The organism is Actinoplanes sp. NPDC049668 (assembly GCF_044465445.1).
Taxonomy (GTDB): Bacteria; Actinomycetota; Actinomycetes; order Mycobacteriales; family Micromonosporaceae; genus Actinoplanes.
The window spans coordinates 526,194-544,610 of sequence record NZ_JBITLR010000007.1 but is presented as its reverse complement, the minus strand read 5'-3'; the positions used below and the strand labels follow the sequence as shown (position 1 = coordinate 544,610).

The window sequence follows — 18,417 nt, the reverse complement described above, 5'->3', positions numbered from 1 at the left end:
GCGACGAGGGGTGTGCAACCGGGCAAATCCGCAGCTCGACACGGTTACCGGGGCCGTCCGAGGCAGCGCGGGTCCACCTCCGTGGCGCGCCGGGTCGGCGCGACCCACTCGAGCGCGGACTCGTCGATCGCCCATCCGCGTACGGTGATGCGGCTCTTCTGGGTCCGGACCGGCTCGGGACACAGGGTCTTGGACCGCACCTCGGCGTTGGGGATGAACACCACCTCGCCGCCGCGCTGCAGGATCGTGGTCGCGGTGTCGTCGACGGTGATCAGCTGGCCGCGGATCACCCGGACCGGCGCGCCGTCGGCGCCGGCGACCTCGACCGCGCTGTTGGGCAGCACGGGCGCGCGCAGGAAGACCACCCCGATCACGAACGGCGCGGAGATCATCGCCGCGACCGCGGGCCAGTGCGTCGCGAGCCGCGCCGCGCGCGGCGGCACCGGGCCGGTGAGCAGCCAGCCGAGCAGCGGCGGCACGACCAGCAGCAGGGCGGTGGCGGTGTCGCCCGCGGCCAGCGCGGTCTCGACACCGGGCCGGACCCAGATCAGCACGACCACGCCGAGCGCGATCGGCACCACCAGCGTGACCACGGCCAGCATCCGGCGCTCGCCCGGATAGCGCTGCACCGCGGTCAACGCGACGATGACGGCGACCAGCATGACCAGCGCGGGCAGCAGGCGCAGCTGCCAGGTGAAGCCGGCGAGCACCACCGCGACGGCGACCACCCAGTCCGGCATCCGCAGGGCGGTCAGCGCCAGCAGCGAACGCCGCGCCGCGTCCTCCGGGTCCGGCGAGCTGACCAGCAGCAGGCCGCCGAGGGCGCGCAGCACCAGGACCACCGCCGGGACGGTCCAGATCAGCGTGATGATCAACGCGCTGATCATGCCGAGCGGGCTGATGTACTGCACCAGCAGCAGCATGGTCGGCAGGTCCTGGCGGCTCAGGTACCAGAGCCGCAGCACGAGCAGCACCAGCGGGAACGCCGGCAGGGCGGTGAGCAGCCAGTTGAGCTGGGCGCGACGGACCCGGCGCGGCGCCCGGGGCAGCGACGTCACGGTCACGGCGCAACCTCCTCCCAGGGCAGCTCGCGCACGTTCGGGCGTACCGTGTCGGGCTGCTGCGGGCGGGCCAGCGGGACGCGCTGGCCGTCGGCCGTCAGGTTGTCCGGGGTCTCGGGCAGGATGTTGGCCGCGTAGGCCTGCTCCCAGCGCGGGTCCTTCGGATCCTGGAAGGACCGGTAGAGGGTGAGGTTCACCAGGTCACGCAGGGCCTCGTTGGCGCCCACGCTCACGCCCCAGGCCTCGGTCTTGTCCAGCCCCAGGTCCCAGTGGTCGTACTTCTTCGGGTCACGGGCCTTGTAGCCGCCGAGGATCGCCGCGTCGGTGGTGATCGCGTCGACCTTCTCGTTGTTCAGCTCGACGAAGCACTCCGAGACGCGGTTGCGGCGCACCAGCCGCGCGCCGGCCTCGGACGCGGCCACCGCGCTGGTGGAGGCCGACAGCGTGCAGACGTTCTTGCCCTCGAACTCGCCGAGGCTGGCCACCTTGGCGTGACCCTTGAGCGTGATCACCGACTGCTCGGTGTGCAGGTACGACTGGGTGAACATGACGTTCGGCTCGGCCTCGCGTTCCCGCGTGATGCTGTAGCTGGCGATCACCATCTTGACCGGCACCGGACTGCCGTCGAGGTCGGTCGCCTCCATCCGGGCCCGGTCCTCGCTCTCGATCCCGTAGAACCGCACCTCGTCGCGGCGGAACCCGAGGTCCTCGGCGATCATGTAGGCGACGTCGATGTCGAATCCCCGCCAGGCGCCGGTCTCGGGATCACGCTCGGCGATGCCGGGCTGGTCGTCCTTGACGCCGATCGGCAGCGTCTTCCACTCGTCGACCCCGGCGGCCCGGCGCAGGTCCTCGACCGAGGGCGGCCCGATGTGGAACAGCCACACCCAGAAGAACGTGAGCGTCAGGACGAGGACCACGCCGACGGCCACCAGGCGCCATGGCGCCAGCGAGCCGCCCCAGGTGCGTACGAGCTGCTCGGGCTGGGTGAAGGTGCGGCGCAGCCCGTCCATGGCGCGCTGGGCCCGCGCCGAGCGGGGACGGCGCCGCACCGGCACCCGCCGGTGGATCACCGCCTTGCGAAACCGGGCGTCGCCGCTGTCCTGGTCCATCTTCGGCAATGCCCTCCGTTACCCGTTGCGGAGCGGCAATGATGCCCGATCAATGTCACGGAACGGGGTCCGCGGTCCCGAACACGACACCCGGCCGGCAGCGCCGCAGCCGGGCGGCGGTCAGCCGCAGCCCGTTGCCGGTGCCGTGGCGGCGCACCGCCTCCAGGCCGTATGCGCTGCACGTCGGCGTGTAACGGCAGCGGGTGGGCAGCCGGGGCGAGACCCTGCGGTAGCCGCGGATGGCGGCGGAGACGGCGGCGTCGGTGCGCCGCGACCGGCCACGCGCACCCAGGCCGGAGAAGGCGAGCAGCACCGTGCTCAGCAGGCCGAAGTCGCAGCACGGCAGGTCGCAGAAGTCGCCGCAGCCGTCGCAACTGTCGTACCACCTGCTGTTGCGCTTGCCGCGCCTCCGTCGTCCCCACATGGCGACCATGGTGACGTACGGGCGCGACCCGACTAGGCGAGGGCGACCACCGCGGCGGTCTCCGGGGGCAGGTCGACCCGGTCCCGCTGCAGGATCACGCCCGGCCCGGTCGCCAACAGGACGTCGCGCGGCGCCGCGGGGAGGCTGACCGTCCGCGGCACCCCCGCGAGGTTCGCGGCGACCGCGCAGCCGCCGCGGCGGATCACCACATACCGGTCGCCGTGCCGGACCTCGACCCGGTCCAGGCGCGGGTCCGACAGGTCGGCCCGCTCGCGGCGCAGCGCGATGAGCCGCCGGTACAGGTCGAGGATCTCCGCGTGGCCGGGCTTGTCCCGCTCGGACCAGTCCAGCTTCGAACGCCGGAACGTCGCCGGATCCTGCGGGTCCGGCACCTGCGCCTCGGCCCAGCCGTGCGTGGCGAACTCGCGCCGCCGGCCGTTCTGCACCGCCGCGGCCAGCTCGGGCTCGGGATGGCTGGTGAAGAACTGCCAGGGGCTGCTCGCCGCCCACTCCTCGCCCATGAACAGCATCGGCGTGAACGGCGCGGTGAACAGCAGCGTCGCGCCGACCTTGAGCAGGCCGGGCGACAGGTTCGCGGACAGCCGGTCGCCGGTCGCGCGGTTGCCGATCTGGTCGTGGTTCTGCAGGTACGCGACGAAGCGGTGCCCCGGCGTCCGGGCGCGGTCGACCGGGCGGCCGTGCCGGCGCCGGCGGAAGCTGGACCACGTGCCGGCGTGGAAGAACGCGCCGGTCAGCACCGTCTCCAGGCATTCGAGCGAGCCGAAGTCGCCGTAGTAGCCCTGCCGCTCGCCGGTGAGCAGCGCGTGCAGGGCGTGGTGCGCGTCGTCGTTCCACTGCGCCGGCAGGCCGTGACCGCCGGCCTCGCGCGGGGTGATCAGCCTCGGGTCGTTCAGGTCCGACTCGGCGATCAGCGACAGTGGGCGGTTGAGGTGGGTGGAGAGGGCCTCCACCTCCGCCGCCAGCTCCTCGAGCAGGTTGACCGCGCCGTGGTCGACCAGCGCGTGCACGGCGTCCAGGCGCAGGCCGTCGACGTGGTAGTCGCGCAGCCAGGCCAGGGCGCTGTCGATGACGTAGCGGCGGACCTCCTGCGACAGCGGGCCGTCGAGGTTGACCGAGTCGCCCCACGGGTTGGCGCCGGCGCTCAGATACGGCGCGAACATCGGCGCGTACGCGCCGCTCGGCCCGAAGTGGTTGTAGACGACGTCGAGCACGACGCCGATGCCCCGGCCGTGCGCGGCGTCGACGAACCGCTTCAGCCCGTCCGGGCCCCCGTACGCCTCGTGCGGCGCGTACCAGCAGACCCCGTCGTACCCCCAGTTGTACTCGCCGTTGAAGGAGCCGACGGGCAGCAGCTCGACCAGGTCGACGCCGAGGTCGGCGAGGTGGTCCAGGCGCGCGGCGGCGGCGTCGAACGTGCCCTCGGCGGTGAAGGTGCCGACGTGCAGCTCGTAGAGGACGGCGCCCGGCAGCTGGCGGCCGGTCCAGGCGCCGTCGGTCCAGGCGAAGGCCGAGTGGTCGTACACCCGGCTGGGGCCGTGCACGCCGTGCGGCTGCCACGGCGAGCGCGGGTCGGGCAGCGGCCCGTCGTGGCCGTCCAGCAGATAGCCGTAGTCAGTGCCGTGCACCGCCTCCGGCGCGTCCGCGCGCCACCAGCCGTCGTCGCCCCGCTCCATCTCCCGGTCCGTCCCGTCGATGCGCAGCCTCACGGCCCGCTCCGGCGCCCACACCGCGAAGCGCGTCACTGCTCTCGCACCAGCAGCGCGACGGGGTACGTGTGCAGGAGCTCGGCCACCGCCAGCCGGCTGCCGCCGTAGCTGGTATTGGTGAATACTTCCGTCCAGGTGTGGCCGTCCAGTGACAGCGACGTGTCGCGCCACCCGCCGTGGCGTGACAATCCGACCGGCAGGCGGGTCGCCACCGCCACCGCGCCGCCACGGTCGAAGGCCAGCACGTGTTCGCGGACCGAGCCGTCGGCGAAGGCCGGCCGGTAGCCGGTGAACAGCTCGGGCCGGCGCCGGCGCAGGCGCAGCGTCCGGCTGGTGACCAGCAGCTTCGCGGCGCCGGTCGCGTCGATCGGCGGCTGCCAGCCGTCGTCGATGCGGCCGAGCAGCTCGCGGCGCAGGCCGAAGTCGACCGGCCGCCGGTTGTCGGGGTCGACCAGGGAGAAGTCCCAGAGCTCGGTGCCCTGGTAGGTGTCCGGCACCCCGGGCATGGTGAGCTGGACCAGCTTCTGGCCCAGCGAGTTGGACCAGCCGGGCGGCGTGATCGAGGCCGCGAAGTCGGCGACCTCGCGGTGCAGGGCCGGGTCGTCGTAGATCCGGTCGACCATCTCCCGCAGCGCGGTCTCGAACTTCTCGTCGGGGCGCCGCCAGCTGGTGACGGCGCCGCTCTCCCGCGCGGCCTTGAGCGCGTACGCCCGCAGCCGGTCCCGCTCGATCGGCCAGGCGCCGACGGCCGCCTGCCAGATCAGGTGCGCCAGCGCCGGGTCGGGCAGCGGGGCGGTACGCACCCAGCGGCGTACCACCTCGGTCCAGTCGCCGGGCAGCTCGGAGAGCACGGCGAGCCGGGCCCGGACGTCCTCGCTGCGCTTGGTGTCGTGGGTGGAGAGCGTGGTCATGCCGGTCGGCCACCAGTGCTGCCGCTCCTGCGCGTGGTCGTGGAACCCGTCCGGGCGCACGCTGAACCGCGACGGGTCGTTGCCGACCTCGTTGCGGGCGGTGAACCGGGTCCACCGGTAGAACGCGGTGTCCTCGACGCCCTTGGCCATGACCGCGCCGGTGAACTGCTGGAACCGCACGGCCAGCTCGTCGCCCGGGTCCCGCAGCCGGGCGGTGAGCTGGTCGAGGACGCCGATGAGCCCGGGCTGGCGGCGGCCGGCCTCGGACCGGGCCTCGGCCAGGTGCCGGGTGCCGGTCGGCAGGTAGGAGCGGTAGACCGGGAAGCAGGCGGCGAGCTCGGCGAGCGCCCGCGGCGCGGCCTCGATCTCGGGCACCAGCCGGCACATCCGGTCCAGCTCGGCGGCGAGCTGCACGGTGGCGACCTGCAGCTTGGCCCGGTGCACCAGGTCCTGCCAGCTGGTCTCGCCCCCGATCAGGTGATGGTCGAGGGTGTCGAAGAACGCCTCGGTGCCCGGGTCGACGAAGACGCCGCAGACCTCGCTGAGCGCGTCGTAGCCGGTGGTGCCGGCGACCGGCCAGCGCGGCAGCTTCTCGCCCGGCTCGAGGACCTTCTCGATCACGATCCAGGCGTCCGGCGCGGCCTCGCGCAGCCGGTGCAGGTAGCCGCCCGGGTCGCGCAGGCCGTCCGGGTGGTCCACCCGGATGCCCTGCACGCCGCCGTCGGCGTACCAGCGCAGGATCTCGCGGTGGGTGGCCTCGAAGACCTCCGGGTCCTCGACCCGCAGCCCGGCGAGGTCGACGATCGCGAAGAACCGGCGGTAGCCCAGCTCCGAGTCGCCGCGGGTCCAGGCGACCAGCTCGTAGTGCTGACGGTCGTGCACCTCCCGCGGGGTGCCCTCGCCGGTGCCGTCGGCGATCGGGTAGCGCCGGTCGAAGTAGCGCAGCTCCCGCCCCTGCCCGGAGTCCTCGATGGTCAGCTTCTCGAGGGCGTCCGGCTCGTCGGCCAGCACCGGCAGCAGCAGCCGGCCCCGGGACCAGTCGATGTCGTAGAACTTCGCGAACTCCGAGGACCGCCCGTTGCGCAGCACGTCCCACCACGTGGGGTTCGCGGCGGGCATCGCGACGCCGGCGTGGTTGGGCACGATGTCGATCACCAGGCCCAGCCCGGCCGCGTCGAGGGCCGCCTTGAGCGCCAGCCGGCCCTGCTCGCCGCCGAGGGCGGGGCTGACCTGGCCGTGGTCGACCACGTCGTAGCCGTGCGTGGAGCCGGGCACCGCGGTGAGCAGCGGCGCGGTGTACAGGTGACTGACGCCGAGATCGGCCAGGTAGTCGACGAGCTCGGCGGTGTCCTTGAGGGGGAAGCCGGGGTGGACCTGGACGCGATACGTGGCAGAGGGGTGCAATTTAGACCATCCTGTCCAAGACGACTAGCGAGCGGTCCGGCACGAGGATGGCGGTCCCCGACTCCACGATCGACGGGCGATCCGGCGACGGCTCCGCCGTCTCGATCACCCGTTCCCACTTCTCGCCGTACTCCGCGGGCGGGGTGCGGAACTCGATCGGCGCGTCGTGCGCGTTGAAGAAGAGCAGGAACGAGCTGTCGACGTGGCGCTGGCCGTACTGGCCGCGCTCGCGGATGCCCTCGCCGTTGACGAACAGCGCCACCGCCCGGCCGAAGTCGTTGCCCCAGTCGTCGCCGGCCATCTGCCGCCCGTCCGGGGTGAACCACTCCAGGTCGGGCAGCGGGTCACCGCCGCCGCGCGCCGTCACCGGCAGCCCGGTGAAGAACCGGCGGCGCTGGAACACCTGGTGGCGGTGCCGGAACGCGGTCAGCTTGCAGGTGAACTCGAGCAGCGTCCGGTCGGCGTTCTCCCAGTCGATCCAGCTGATCTCGTTGTCCTGGCAGTACGCGTTGTTGTTGCCGAGCTGGCTGCGGCCCAGCTCGTCGCCGTGCGAGATCATCGGCACGCCCTGGCTGAGCATCAGCGTGGCCAGGAAGTTGCGCCGCTGCTTCGCCCGCAGCCGCAGGATCTGCTTGTCGTCCGTCGGTCCCTCGGTGCCGCAGTTCCAGGACCGGTTGTGGCTGTCGCCGTCCCGGTTCTCCTCGCCGTTGGCCTCGTTGTGCTTGTCGTTGTACGAGACCAGGTCGTTGAGGGTGAAGCCGTCGTGCGCGGTCACGAAGTTGATCGAGTGGAACGGCTTGCGGCCGTCGTCCTGGTACAGGTCGGCGGAGCCGGTGATGCGGCTGGCGAACTCCGCGAGGGTGGCGGGCTCGCCGCGCCAGAAGTCGCGGACCGTGTCGCGGTACTTGCCGTTCCACTCGGTCCAGTTCGGCGGGAAGTTGCCGACCTGGTAGCCGCCGGGCCCGACGTCCCACGGCTCGGCGATGAGCTTGACCTGCCCGACTACCGGGTCCTGCTGCACCACCTCGAAGAAGGTGGACAGCCGGTCGACGTCGTAGAACTCGCGGGCGAGGGTGGACGCCAGGTCGAAGCGGAAGCCGTCGACGTGCATCTCGGTCACCCAGTAGCGCAGCGAGTCCATGATCAGCTGAAGGCTCTGCGGGCTGCGCACGTTGAGGCTGTTTCCGGTGCCGGTGTAGTCCATGTAGAAGTTGGGCTGATCGTCGACGAGCCGGTAGTAGGTCCGGTTGTCGATGCCCTTGAGGCTCATCGTCGGCCCGAGGTGATTGCCCTCCGCCGTATGGTTGTAGACGACGTCGAGGATCACCTCCATCCCGGCCGCGTGCAGCGCCCGGACCATGCCCCGGAACTCCTGGGTCTGCTGGCCGAGCGAGCCCATCGCCGAATAGCCGTGGTACGGCGCGAAGAAGCCGATCGTGTTGTAGCCCCAGTAGTTGCGCAGGCCCAGGTCGGCGAGCCGGTTGTCGTGCACGAACTGGTGCACCGGCATCAGCTCGACCGCGGTGACGCCGAGCTTCTTGAAGTGCTCGATGATCGCCGGGTGGCCGATGGCCGCGTACGTGCCGCGCAGGTCGTCGGGCACGTCGGGATGCCGCTCGGTGAGGCCCTTGACGTGCGTCTCGTAGATCACCGAGTGGTGGTACGGAATGTCCGGCCGCCGGTCGTTGCCCCAGTCGAAGTACGGATTGACGACGACGCCCTTGGCCATGTGCGGCGCCGAGTCGAGATCCGACATCTCGTCGGGATTGTCGAAGTCGTAGGCGTAGAGCGACGGATGCCAGGCGACGTCGTCGTCGACGGCCCGCGCGTACGGGTCAAGGAGCAGTTTGTGCGGATTGCACCGCAGCCCCCGCGACGGGTCGTACGGCCCGTACACCCGGTAGCCGTACCGCTGCCCCGGCTCGACGCCCGGCAGATAGGCGTGCCACACGAAGGCGTCCTGCTCGTGCAGCTGGACCTTCCGCTCGTTGCCCGACGGATCGAAGAGGCACAGCTCGACCGCCTCGGCGACCTCGGAGAAGATCGCGAAGTTGGTGCCCGTGCCGTCGTACGTCGCGCCCAGTGGATACCGGTGACCCGGCCACACCTGCATGTGCCGCTCCCGCCCTCGACCGTCGGTGTGCCCGGCGGTCGCGAGGGCCTCGCCGCGGGCACGTCTGCGGTAATTCTTCCCGACGGCACCGGCGAGGGCCCCGCGACTGTCCGGTTACCCGCCGATACTTCCCGCTTAAGCCGTGAGCGCCGTCACTGCGCGGCGCGGCCCGGACCACTGTCGAGCATAGGGCCGTTCAGGCCTGCCTGCCGCGGGCGTAGATCGACAGGCCGGTGTACGCCGCCGCGAACAGCGGCGCGTCGACGCCCAGCCGCTGAGCGTGCGCCACCAGGTCGCCGACGATCTCGTCGGCCTCCACCGGCCGGCCCGCCCGCATGTCCCGGTACAGCGACGAGGTGGTCGGCACGTCGCGGGCCGTCAGGCCGGAGCGCAGGAACTCCGCCGCCGCCGGCCGTGGCGGGTGGCCGGCCGCCGTGCCGATCGCGATCGCCTCGTCCACCACCCGGTCGGCGTACTCGGGGCCACCGGGCGCCGCCGTGATGTCGCCGACAGTGCCGCGCAGCAGCGTCGTCGCCACCCCGAGTCCGGCCAGGAACAGCCACTTCTCCCACATCCGCGCGACGATGTCGGTCGCCGGCTCGGAGGCGAAGTCCGCACCCGACAGCGCCTCGCCCACCGCCGCCAGCCGCGGGTCCGCGCCGCCGTCCAGCGGCCCGTACGCGAGCCGGTGCAGGCCGGTGAGCTGCACGACGTCGCCGTCGTCGTCGAGCGTGCTCGCGATCATGCAGACGCCGCCGTACACGTGCCCGGCGCCGAACGCCGCCGTCAGGGCGTCGAGGTGCCGCATGCCGTTGAGCAGCGGCACGATCACCGTGTCCGGCCCGACCGCCGGCCGCAGGTCGGCGATCGCGGCGCCCAGCCCGTAGCCCTTCACCGCGACCACGACCAGGTCGAACGTCGTGTCGAGCGCGTCCGCGGTCACCGTGCGCGCCTTGACGACGCTCTCGCCGCCCGGCGAGTGGATCCGCAGGCCGCGCTCGGCGAGCACCGCCGCCCGGGCGGGCCGGACCAGGAACGTGACGTCCCGGCCGATCTCGGCCAGCCGGCCGCCGAAGTAGCCGCCGGTCGCGCCGGCGCCGACGAACAGCGTCCTCATCCGAGCGCCTCGTCGACGAAGCACCACCGCCAGGTCTCGCCCGGCTCGTACGAGCGCATCACCGGGTGGCCGTCGGTCTCGTGGTGCCGGGACATGTGCCGGCGCGGCGAGGAGTCGCAGCACGCCACGTACCCACAGCCGAGGCAGAGGCGCAGGTGCACCCAGTCGTGGTGGCCCTCGGCAACGCACTCCGGGCAGCCGCCGTCGTAGGGCGCCTCCGGTTCCGGCGCGCCGGCTTCCTTGAGATGCTGGCAGATCAATCGTCACTCCGGTTCAGCTGGGATTCCTCGAGGTCGAGCTCGCGCTGCGCGCGGTTGAGCACCTCTTCGGAGATGCGCCCCTCGTTGCGGGCGACCTTGAAGACGTGGCGCTCCGCGGAAATCATCTCCCGCCGCAGCCGACCGTACGCGGCCGACGGGGTCTCCTGGTCCTGATTGCCCAGCCGCTCCCAGGCGACGTTGGCCCGGCTGCCGGTCAGCGCCCGCAGCCGCTCGACCACCGAGCTCGGCGCGCCGCCGGCCTGCTCCTCGAGCCGCTCCAGCGCCGCCCGGCTGGCCGCGTGCTGCACGCCGGCCTCGGCCAGCGCGTCCGCGGCGCTGCTGTCCTCGACCACGCCGAGGCGGCGGGCCAGCATCGGCAGGGTGGTGCCGTGGATCAGCAGGGTGAGCACGATGATCGCGAACGCGACGAAGACGAACAGCTCGCGCGGCAGGCCGTGGCCCGCCTCCAGGGTCAGGGCGGCGGCCAGGGTGACCACGCCGCGCATGCCGGCCCAGGCGATGACCGTCGGCACCGCGATCGGCGGCCGCTCCTCCCGGGCCCGGATCCGGGGCACCAGCCGGGCCAGATAGGTGGCCGGATAGATGTAGGCGAACCGGACCACGACCAGGGTCACGAAGACCGCGACGGTGACCCTGATCGTCGTCGACCACTCCTCCTCGAGGTGGCCGATGATCTCGCGCAGCTGCAGGCCGACCAGAAGGAAGACGACGCCCTCCAGCAGGAAGATCACCAGCCGCCAGACCGCGTCCATCTGCAGCCGCGAGGTCGCCGACAGCAGGTACGGGATCCGGTGCCCGAGGTAGAGCCCGGCCACCACGACGGCCACCACACTGGAGGTCTCCAACCGCTCGGCGACGATCACCACGACGAACGGGGTGAGCAGCGAGACCGCGTCGTCCAGCAGCGGATCCTCGATCTTCTTGTGCAGCCACGCGGCGCCGAGCGCGAAGGCGAAACCGATCAGCAGCCCGCCGCCGGCCTTCAGAGCCACCTGGCCGGCGATGTCCCAGAAGCCGACGGCGGTACCGAGGACCGCACCGGTGGCGATCCGGAGCAGCACCAGCGCGGACGCGTCGTTGAGCAGGCTCTCCCCCTCCAGGATGGTCACCACCCGGCGGGGCAGGCCGATCCGGCGGGCGATCGCGGTCGCCGACACCGCGTCCGGCGGCGCCACCACCGCGCCGAGCGCGACGCAGGCCGCCAGCGGCACGCCGGGCAGCAGCGCGTGCACCACGAAGCCGACGGCGAACGCGGTGACCACCACGAGCCCGACCGCCAGCAGCAGGATCGGGCGCAGCGCGCTGCGGAACGCGATGACGCTGGTCTGCAGGGCCGCGACGTAGAGCAGCGGCGGCAAGATGCCGATCAGCACCAGCTCGGGTTCGACCTCGAAGTGCGGCAGCCCGGGCATGTAGGACAGACCGAGGCCGGCCACCAGCAGGACCAGGGGCGCGATGAAGCCGAGGCGCCGGGCCAGCGCGGCGCCGAGCACGGCGATCGCCACCAGCACCACCGTGTCGGCGATGGGTTCCATGGCTCGCAAGCTTAGAGACCATTCCGGTCGCGTCCTGTGGGATCAGCCACGTCCCGCGGCCCTGTGCCTGAGCGCCGGACCTCGAAAGAATGAGCAGCCCTACTCACGCCGCGGACCCCGGCATTCACGAAGGCTGGCGCCCATGACATCGATCGCTACCCGCGTGGGTATCACCCAGGTGGCCAGCTGGCTGCCGGAACAGCAGGTGACGACCGCCGAACTGCAGCGGCGCGTCACGGTCGCAAGTGGCCTGCCGCTGCCGGCCGGCATGTTCGCGCAGACCACCGGGATCAACACGCGCCGGGTCGCCGCCGACGACGAGTACGCGTCCGACCTGGCCATCGGCGCCGGCCGGCTGGTCCTCGAGCAGGCCGGCCTGGACGCGCTCGACGTCGACCTGCTGCTGTACGCCTCGGCGACGCGGGACATGATCGAGCCGGCCACCGCGCACGTCGTGCAGGCGGCGCTGGGCGGCCGGGCGCACGCGCTCGACGTGACGAACGCCTGCAACAGCTTCCTCAACGGCATCGACCTGGCCCGCTCGATGATCCTGGCCGGCCGGGCGCGCCGGGCGCTGGTGGTGACCGGCGAGACGCCGACCCGCGCGATGCGGCCGCGGCTGGACGGCATGGTCCAGGCCCGCCGCGCGTTCGCCGGCTACACGTTCGGCGACGCGGGCGCGGCCGTGCTGGTCGAGCCGGTGGCGACCGGCGGGATCCTGGACGTGGACGCCGAGACGCACTCGCGGCACTGGGAGGCCGGCGGCATCTTCGGCGGCGGGTCGCGGCATCCGCGCGGCGACGAGCACACCTACTTCACCGGCGACGGGCACCGGCTGCGCGGGGTCTTCGAGAAGATCGGGCTGGGCCTGATCGAGCGGGTGCACCACCGCACCGGCCTGAGCTGGGACGACTACGCCCGGGTGCTGGTGCACCAGGTGACGATGCCGTACCTGCAGCGGTTCGTGGAGGTCGCCGGGGTGCCGGCCGACAAGCTCGAGGTGACCGTCGGTGAGCTGGGCAACATGGCCAGCGCGACGCTCGGCGTGCAGCTCGCCCGGGTCCGTCCGCGGCTGCGGCCCGGCGACCGGGTCCTGCTGGTGGGCCTCGGCGGCGGGGTCAGCCTGATGACCATGGTCTGGGAGGTGTCATGACTGACCTGTGGGTGATCGTTCCGGCGTACAACGAGGCGGCGCGGATCCGGCAGACCCTCGACGCGCTCGCCGCGCAGACCGACCGCGCGTTCGAACTGCTGGTGGTCGACAACGGCTCGACGGACGGCACGGCCGGCATCGCCCGCGCGTTCGCCGCGCCGTTCCCCGTGCATGTGCTGGTCGAGCCGGAGAAGGGCGTCGGCTGCGCGGTCGACACCGGCTTCCGGCACGCGATCGCGGCCGGGGCGACGATGCTGGCCCGCACCGACGCGGACTGCCTGCCCCGGCCCGGCTGGGTAGCGGCCGCCCGGGCCGGGCTGGCCGGCGGTGCCGGGCTGATGTGCGGCCGGATCACCGCCCGCCGCGACGAACACGGCCCGCTCGGCCGGGCGTTCTTCCGCGCCCTGGTCGCGCTCGCCGCGGCCTTCGGCCGGCTGCGCCCGGCGCACCGCGGCGCGGGCTACCTGGCGCCCTACCGGATGCACGCGGGCAACAACATGGCCATCACCGCGCGGCTCTACCTGGCCTGCGGCGGGATGCCGCGGCGGCCGTCGCCGACGGACCGGGCCTTCCTCAACCGGGTACGCGCGAGCACGCCCGCGATCCGGCACAGCCGCGCCATGGTGGTCGAGAACTCCACCCGGCGGCTGGCCGCGTACGGGGTCGTCGGCACCGCGAAGTGGTATCTCGACGGTGGCAGCGGCGCGCTGACGGCGGACCCCCGCTGATGCTCGACGAACTCATCGCCGGCCTGCGCGACGACGACGACCGCCCGGCCGTTCTGTCCGCCCGGCGCAGCGGCCGGACCGTGGTGCGGGCGACCCGCGGCGACCTGTCCCGGCTGATCGGCGGCTACGCGACGGCCCTGCACGCCCGCGGGCTGACGGCCGGCGAGACGGTGGGCGTCGCCGTGCGCCCGGGGCCGCGCTCGCTGGCGGTGGTGCTGGCCGCGTACCGGCTGGGCCTGCGCGTCGCGGTGCTCGACCCGACCGCCGGGCCGGACGTGCTGCTGGCCCGCCTCGGCCTGGCGCGGCCGCGGCTGGTGCTGGCCGACGCGGCCGCGCAGGCGGTCGCCGGCTGGGCCGCGCCGCTGGCCCGCCGGGCGCACCTGGCCCTGCCCGACCTCGCGGCGCTGGCGCCGACCGTCACGATCGGACGGCGGCTGCCCGGCTCCGCGCCGGTCCTCGCGCCGGCGGGCGGCCCGCGGCCGCGTGATCACGACGGCGACGGCGACGCGGTCGTGGTCTTCACCTCCGGCACCACCAGCCGGCCGCGGGCGGTGGTGCACACCCGGGCGAGCGTCGCCGCGGGCATGCGCGCGGTCCGCGACCTGTTCGAGCCGGCGCCCGGCCGGGCCGTGCTGGGCGGCACGTTCTTCGTGCTGGTGCCGTCGCTGGCGGGCGGCGCGCCGGTGGCACTGCCCGCCCGCCGGCCCGCCGTCCTGGCCCGGCAGCTGGCCCGGCTGGCGCCGCAGGCGACCTACCTGACGCCGCCGGAGCTGCGCGCGGCCCTCGCCGCGTCGGCGCCGTTCACCGGCCGGGTGTACAGCGGATCCGCGCCGGTGAGCGCGAACCTGCTGGCGGCGGTCCGGCGGGCCGGCGCCGCGCAGGCCTGGTGCGTGTACGCCCTGACCGAGGCCTTCCCGGCCGCGGCGGTGGAGAGCGCCGCGAAGGGCGCCTTCACGGGCGAGGGTGACCTGGTCGGCGAGCTGCTGCCGGGCCTGCGCGCCCGGGTCGGCGCCGGCGGCGAGCTGCTGCTGGCCGGGCCGAACGCGGCGGACCGCTACCTGGGCGAGGAGCCGATGGAGTGGGTGGCGACCGGCGACATCGGCCGGGTGGCCGGCACCACGGTGGTGCTCGGCGGCCGGCTCAAGGACATGATCCTGCGCGGCGCCGAGAACATCTACCCCGGCCTGTACGAGCCGGGCCTGCACGTGCCCGGCGTCGAGCTGGCGGTGATCGTGGGCGTGCCCGCCGGCGACGGCGACGAGCGGGTCGTCGCCGTGGTGCAGCCCGCCGCGGGCGCCGCGCCGGACGCGGTCCGGGCCGCGCTGCGCGAGCCGCTGAGCCGGATGGGCTCGGCACGGCCGGACGCGGTGGTCCTGGCCGAGATCCCGCTCTCCGGCCGCTCCCGCAAGCCCGACCGCGCTGCCGCGTCCCGGCTGGCGGGGTCCGCGCCGTGAGGCACCTCGCGGTGATCCTGCCCGCCTACAACGAGGCCGCGCTGCTGCCGGGTGCGCTCGCCGCGCTCGCGGCACAGTCCGATCGGGACTTCACGCTGGTCGTCGTGGACAACGGGTCGACGGACGGCACCGCGGCGCTGGCTGCGGCGTTCCCCGGCGACGTCGAGGTGGTCCGCGAGCCCGAGCCGGGCGCGGGCACGGCGGCGGACACCGGCTTCCGGCACGCGATCGCGGGCGGCGCGACCCGGCTGCTGCGCACCGACGCCGACTGCCTGCCCGCCGCCGACTGGGTGGCGACCGGCCGGTCGTTGCTCGACGGCGCGGAGCTCGCCTGCGGCCGCAGCGTCCCCCGCCGCGACGAGCGGCCCGGCCTCGCGGAGCGCCGGCTCTACCCGGCCGTGGTCCGGCTCGCCGCCCGGTACGGCCGCCTGCGCCACCGCTCCCCCGCGTACCGATGCCCGTTCGTGCTGGTGCACGGCCACAACCTGGCGATCACGGCCGAGCTGTACGTGCGCTGCGGCGGCACCCCGCGCGAGGCCCTCGGCGACGGCTCGGAGGACGTGACGCTGCTGAACCGGGCGCGCCGGCACAGCGACCGGATCGTCCGCGCCGAGCACCTGGTGGTCGAGTCGAGCCTGCGCCGGCTGCGCGCCTGGGGACCACGCCGGACGCTGCTGTGGCACTGGGATCGGCGCTACCGCCCGGCCGACGAGGCGGTGCACGTCCGATGAGGGCCCGGGCCCGTGATCGGCGGGTTTATCTGGGCAGTCATCCGGTCCTGTTCGCGGTGCTCGCGGGCACCCGGCGGCGGGCGGTCCGGCGGCTCGGCGGCACCCTGCTGGTGCACGACCGGGCGGACTTCACCGCCGGGCTCACCCGGATACCACTGGACCGCACCGCCGAGGGCACCACCGGCGGCGCCGCCAACCGGCTGGCCGGCGACGGCCTGCTCTTCGACCAGCACGGCGAGGAACACCGGCGGGCCCGGCGCGGCGCCGCGGACTCGCTGGGCGCCGCCGCCGTCGCGCGGCTGCGTCCGATCTGGACGGAGATCCTGGACCGCGGCCTCAAGCCGCTGGCCGACGGCGACACCGTCGACCTGGTTCCGCTCGCCGCCGAACTGGCCGGCACGACGACGGCCGCGCTGCTCGGCATCGCGGCCGACGGCGTCGAGCTGGCGGCGGCGGCCCGGGCGGCGGCCGCCGCCGCGGCCCGCGCGCACCTGCCCGGCCTCGCCCGCCCCGGCGCCGCCCGCCGGGCCCGGGCGGCGGCCGACCGACTGTCCACCCTGGTCGCGCCGGACGGCGGCCCGGACGCGGGCCGGGCGACGATGCTGGCGGTCGCCGCGATCACCACGACGGTCGCGGCCCTGCCGCGCAGCGCGGCCTGGGCCGCCGACGCCGACCTCTGGGGGTACGCGGGGAGCCCGGCGCTGGTCGACGAGCTGCTCCGGGTGACCGCGCCGAGCCCGCTGCTGCCCCGGGTCGCCGCGGCGCCCGGCGTGCTGCCCGGCGGCTGCCCGGTGCGGTCCGGCGACCGGATGCTGCTGGTCGCGCGCCACGCCGTCGGCGCGCACAACCTCGACCCCGACCCGGTCTCGCCGGTGCCGCCGCGGATCGCGCACCTGGTCTTCGGCGCCGGCCCGCACGCCTGCCCCGGCGCCCGGCTCGCCCGCGCCCAGCTCGCCGACCTCCTGCTGGCCCTGGCCCCGCTGCGCCCTGCGGTGGTCCGGGCCCGCGTGGACCGCCGCGCCGCGCTGCCGGGCTGGCGTTCCCTGGAGGTGCGCGCGGCATGAGGCTCGTCGTCACCGGCGCGTCCGGCTTCTGCGGCGCGGCCGTCGCCCGGCTCGCCGCCGCCCGCGGGCACGACGTGCTCTGCCTCGGCCGGCGCCCCGGGCCGGTCGGCCGGCATGTCGGCTGGGACGCCACCGGTCCGGCGCCCGACCTGGCCGGCGCCGACGCGGTCGTGCACCTGGCGGCGGCCGTCGGCGACCCCCGGCCCGGTCGCCGTGCGCAGCGGCTCTTCCGCGCGGTGAACGTAGACGGCACCGCCCGGCTGCTCGACGCCGCGGCCGGGCGGCCGGTGGTGCTGGTGAGCAGCGCGAGCGTCTACCGGCCCGGCCCGTACCCCGAACCCGTCCGCGAGGACCACCCGGCCGACGGCCAGCGCGGCCCGTACGGGCGGACCAAGGCGGACGGGGAGCGGCTGGCGCTGGCGGCGGGCGCGGTGGCGCTGCGGCCGAGGGCGGTGTACGGCGACGGCGACCGGCACCTGCTGCCGCGGCTGGGCCGGGTGGTGCGCGGCGGCCGGGCCTGGCTGCCGGGTCCGGACGTGGCGATGAGCCTGACCGCGGTGGAGAACCTGGCGGCGGCCTGCCTGGACGCGCTGGGCTGGCCGGGCGGGGCGTACAACATCGCCGACGAGCGGCCGTACTCCCGCGACGAGGTCTTCGGGCAGGTGCTGGGCGTCGCGGTGCGGCACGTCCCGGCCGGGCTCGCCCGGGCGGCGGCCGCGGTGTCGCCGACCCTGACCCGGTACGCCGTCGACCAGCTGACCGACGGGATGGTCCTCGACCTGGGCCGGGCCCGGGCACGGGGCTACCGGCCGGTGCGCACGCTGGCGGACTACTTGGTGTCGATCGGGGACGAGCGGAAGACCGTCGCGGCGTGCGTGCCGTCGCCGCTGCGCCGGACCACGACCGCGTCCACCGAGATGACGTAGCTGGTCTTGCGCTCCAGGTTCGGCAGCGTCACGGTCACGTAGCCGCACGGCTTGCCCGGCTTGGTCACCACGGTGTCCACCTCGCGCTGCCGGCCGATGCGCAGGTCCTGGCTGATCGCCGTGACCCGGTACTCGACGAGGTTGTAACCGCCGACGTTGTACCAGCGCACCTTCGCGGAGGTGGTGCCGGGCGCGACCTGCAGGGCGTTGATCTTGTTGAAGTGCGGGGTGTCCCGGACGCAGGTCGCGGTCGGGGTCGGCCGGGGCGTCGCGGGTGGCAGCGGAAGGAAGCCGCTGCTCCTTGTCGGCTCGGGCCGCACGCCGCTGCTCGGCTTCGGCGTCGGCGTCGGGCTGCCCTGCGCGACGATCAGCCACTGGTCGCCGGCGGTCACGCCGGCGTCGCTCTCCCCGCCGGTGCCGCCCTTGGACGCGGTGAACATGGCGCAGCCGGAGAGCAGCAATGGGAGCGCGAGCAGCACGAGCCAGCGCCCGGGCGGCGTCCTGCCCCGGATCTGCGCCGACTCTCTGACCTTCACGCAGGACCCAATCGGCGCCGGAGCGGCGATTGTTAGGACCTTAGGCCTGCCGCACGTGCATATGCACGTGCTGGCCAAATTTTTCGAGTGAGTGACGCCCGCCGCGTGGCTTTCCGCTCATTCCGGACGCGCCTCGACCG

16 protein-coding genes are annotated in these 18,417 nt (G+C 74.1%); 6 read left to right on the top strand and 10 right to left on the bottom strand.

Annotated features, from left to right (window positions below):
• Window positions 1–44 precede the first annotated feature (44 nt).
• The 9 genes from ACIBSW_RS30525 to ACIBSW_RS30485 form a co-directional block, all read right to left on the bottom strand.
• Window positions 45–1,064, bottom strand: coding sequence for a hypothetical protein (locus ACIBSW_RS30525; protein WP_354726288.1), 1,020 nt, complete (start codon window positions 1,062–1,064; stop codon window positions 45–47).
• Window positions 1,061–2,173, bottom strand: a complete 1,113-nt coding sequence (locus tag ACIBSW_RS30520; protein ID WP_354726290.1) for a transporter substrate-binding domain-containing protein — start codon at window positions 2,171–2,173, stop codon at window positions 1,061–1,063. The genes ACIBSW_RS30525 and ACIBSW_RS30520 overlap by 4 nt, the downstream gene beginning before the upstream one ends.
• A gap of 55 nt (window positions 2,174–2,228) precedes the next feature.
• The gene (gene yidD, locus ACIBSW_RS30515; protein WP_404799501.1) at window positions 2,229–2,597 is read right to left on the bottom strand and encodes a membrane protein insertion efficiency factor YidD; all 369 of its coding nucleotides are present in this window, start codon (window positions 2,595–2,597) and stop codon (window positions 2,229–2,231) included.
• 32 nt (window positions 2,598–2,629) lie between these two features.
• Window positions 2,630–4,360: a malto-oligosyltrehalose trehalohydrolase gene (gene treZ / locus ACIBSW_RS30510; protein ID WP_354726292.1), complete on the bottom strand. Its 1,731-nt coding sequence runs from the start codon at window positions 4,358–4,360 to the stop codon at window positions 2,630–2,632.
• Complete coding sequence (gene treY, locus ACIBSW_RS30505; RefSeq protein ID WP_354726294.1) at window positions 4,357–6,639, bottom strand: malto-oligosyltrehalose synthase; 2,283 nt, start codon at window positions 6,637–6,639, stop codon at window positions 4,357–4,359. Before treY ends, treZ begins: the two co-directional genes overlap by 4 nt.
• Window position 6,640: 1 nt before the next feature.
• Window positions 6,641–8,752, bottom strand: coding sequence for a glycogen debranching protein GlgX (gene glgX, locus ACIBSW_RS30500; protein ID WP_354726296.1), 2,112 nt, complete (start codon window positions 8,750–8,752; stop codon window positions 6,641–6,643).
• A 196-nt stretch (window positions 8,753–8,948) separates the two neighbouring features.
• A complete protein-coding gene (locus ACIBSW_RS30495) occupies window positions 8,949–9,869 on the bottom strand; it encodes a ketopantoate reductase family protein (RefSeq protein ID WP_354726298.1) in 921 nt (306 codons plus the stop codon).
• Window positions 9,866–10,129 carry a UBP-type zinc finger domain-containing protein gene (locus ACIBSW_RS30490; protein WP_354726300.1) on the bottom strand — a complete coding sequence of 88 codons (264 nt, stop codon included), beginning with the start codon at window positions 10,127–10,129 and terminating at the stop codon, window positions 9,866–9,868. Before ACIBSW_RS30490 ends, ACIBSW_RS30495 begins: the two co-directional genes overlap by 4 nt.
• Window positions 10,126–11,685 (bottom strand): Na+/H+ antiporter, encoded by a 1,560-nt coding sequence (locus ACIBSW_RS30485; RefSeq protein ID WP_354726302.1) that lies wholly within the window; start codon window positions 11,683–11,685, stop codon window positions 10,126–10,128. The genes ACIBSW_RS30490 and ACIBSW_RS30485 overlap by 4 nt, the downstream gene beginning before the upstream one ends.
• A 142-nt stretch (window positions 11,686–11,827) precedes the next feature.
• Here ACIBSW_RS30485 and ACIBSW_RS30480 point away from each other — a divergent pair, with 142 nt between their 5' ends.
• The 6 genes from ACIBSW_RS30480 to ACIBSW_RS30455 are packed head-to-tail and all read left to right on the top strand — an operon-like array spanning window position 11,828 to window position 17,741.
• Window positions 11,828–12,838: a 3-oxoacyl-[acyl-carrier-protein] synthase III C-terminal domain-containing protein gene (locus tag ACIBSW_RS30480; RefSeq protein ID WP_354726304.1), complete on the top strand. Its 1,011-nt coding sequence runs from the start codon at window positions 11,828–11,830 to the stop codon at window positions 12,836–12,838.
• The gene (locus ACIBSW_RS30475) at window positions 12,835–13,566 is read left to right on the top strand and encodes a glycosyltransferase (RefSeq protein ID WP_354726306.1); all 732 of its coding nucleotides are present in this window, start codon (window positions 12,835–12,837) and stop codon (window positions 13,564–13,566) included. Before ACIBSW_RS30480 ends, ACIBSW_RS30475 begins: the two co-directional genes overlap by 4 nt.
• Complete coding sequence (locus tag ACIBSW_RS30470; protein ID WP_354726308.1) at window positions 13,566–15,020, top strand: class I adenylate-forming enzyme family protein; 1,455 nt, start codon at window positions 13,566–13,568, stop codon at window positions 15,018–15,020. Before ACIBSW_RS30475 ends, ACIBSW_RS30470 begins: the two co-directional genes overlap by 1 nt.
• Window positions 15,017–15,751 (top strand): glycosyltransferase, encoded by a 735-nt coding sequence (locus tag ACIBSW_RS30465; protein WP_354726310.1) that lies wholly within the window; start codon window positions 15,017–15,019, stop codon window positions 15,749–15,751. The genes ACIBSW_RS30470 and ACIBSW_RS30465 overlap by 4 nt, the downstream gene beginning before the upstream one ends.
• A complete protein-coding gene (locus ACIBSW_RS30460) occupies window positions 15,748–16,815 on the top strand; it encodes a cytochrome P450 (protein ID WP_354726312.1) in 1,068 nt (355 codons plus the stop codon). The genes ACIBSW_RS30465 and ACIBSW_RS30460 overlap by 4 nt, the downstream gene beginning before the upstream one ends.
• Entirely contained in the window at window positions 16,812–17,741 is a 930-nt protein-coding gene (locus tag ACIBSW_RS30455; RefSeq protein ID WP_354726314.1) for an NAD(P)-dependent oxidoreductase, read from the top strand. Before ACIBSW_RS30460 ends, ACIBSW_RS30455 begins: the two co-directional genes overlap by 4 nt.
• Here ACIBSW_RS30455 and ACIBSW_RS30450 read toward each other — a convergent pair.
• Entirely contained in the window at window positions 17,645–18,277 is a 633-nt protein-coding gene (locus ACIBSW_RS30450) for a hypothetical protein (RefSeq protein ID WP_354726316.1), read from the bottom strand. The genes ACIBSW_RS30455 and ACIBSW_RS30450 overlap by 97 nt on opposite strands.
• Window positions 18,278–18,417: the final 140 nt, after the last annotated feature.

Excerpts from the sequence above, each read along its gene's own strand:
- ACIBSW_RS30480 (WP_354726304.1), top strand. The coding sequence starts at position 11,828 with ATGACATCGATCGCTACCCGCGTGGGTATCACCCAGGTGGCCAGCTGG.
- ACIBSW_RS30485 (WP_354726302.1), bottom strand. The coding sequence starts at position 11,685 with ATGGAACCCATCGCCGACACGGTGGTGCTGGTGGCGATCGCCGTGCTC.
- ACIBSW_RS30470 (WP_354726308.1), top strand. The coding sequence starts at position 13,566 with ATGCTCGACGAACTCATCGCCGGCCTGCGCGACGACGACGACCGCCCG.
- ACIBSW_RS30475 (WP_354726306.1), top strand. The coding sequence starts at position 12,835 with ATGACTGACCTGTGGGTGATCGTTCCGGCGTACAACGAGGCGGCGCGG.
- ACIBSW_RS30455 (WP_354726314.1), top strand. The coding sequence starts at position 16,812 with ATGAGGCTCGTCGTCACCGGCGCGTCCGGCTTCTGCGGCGCGGCCGTC.
- glgX (WP_354726296.1), bottom strand. The coding sequence starts at position 8,752 with ATGCAGGTGTGGCCGGGTCACCGGTATCCACTGGGCGCGACGTACGAC.
- ACIBSW_RS30460 (WP_354726312.1), top strand. The coding sequence starts at position 15,748 with ATGAGGGCCCGGGCCCGTGATCGGCGGGTTTATCTGGGCAGTCATCCG.
- ACIBSW_RS30520 (WP_354726290.1), bottom strand. The coding sequence starts at position 2,173 with ATGGACCAGGACAGCGGCGACGCCCGGTTTCGCAAGGCGGTGATCCAC.
- ACIBSW_RS30495 (WP_354726298.1), bottom strand. The coding sequence starts at position 9,869 with ATGAGGACGCTGTTCGTCGGCGCCGGCGCGACCGGCGGCTACTTCGGC.
- yidD (WP_404799501.1), bottom strand. The coding sequence starts at position 2,597 with ATGTGGGGACGACGGAGGCGCGGCAAGCGCAACAGCAGGTGGTACGAC.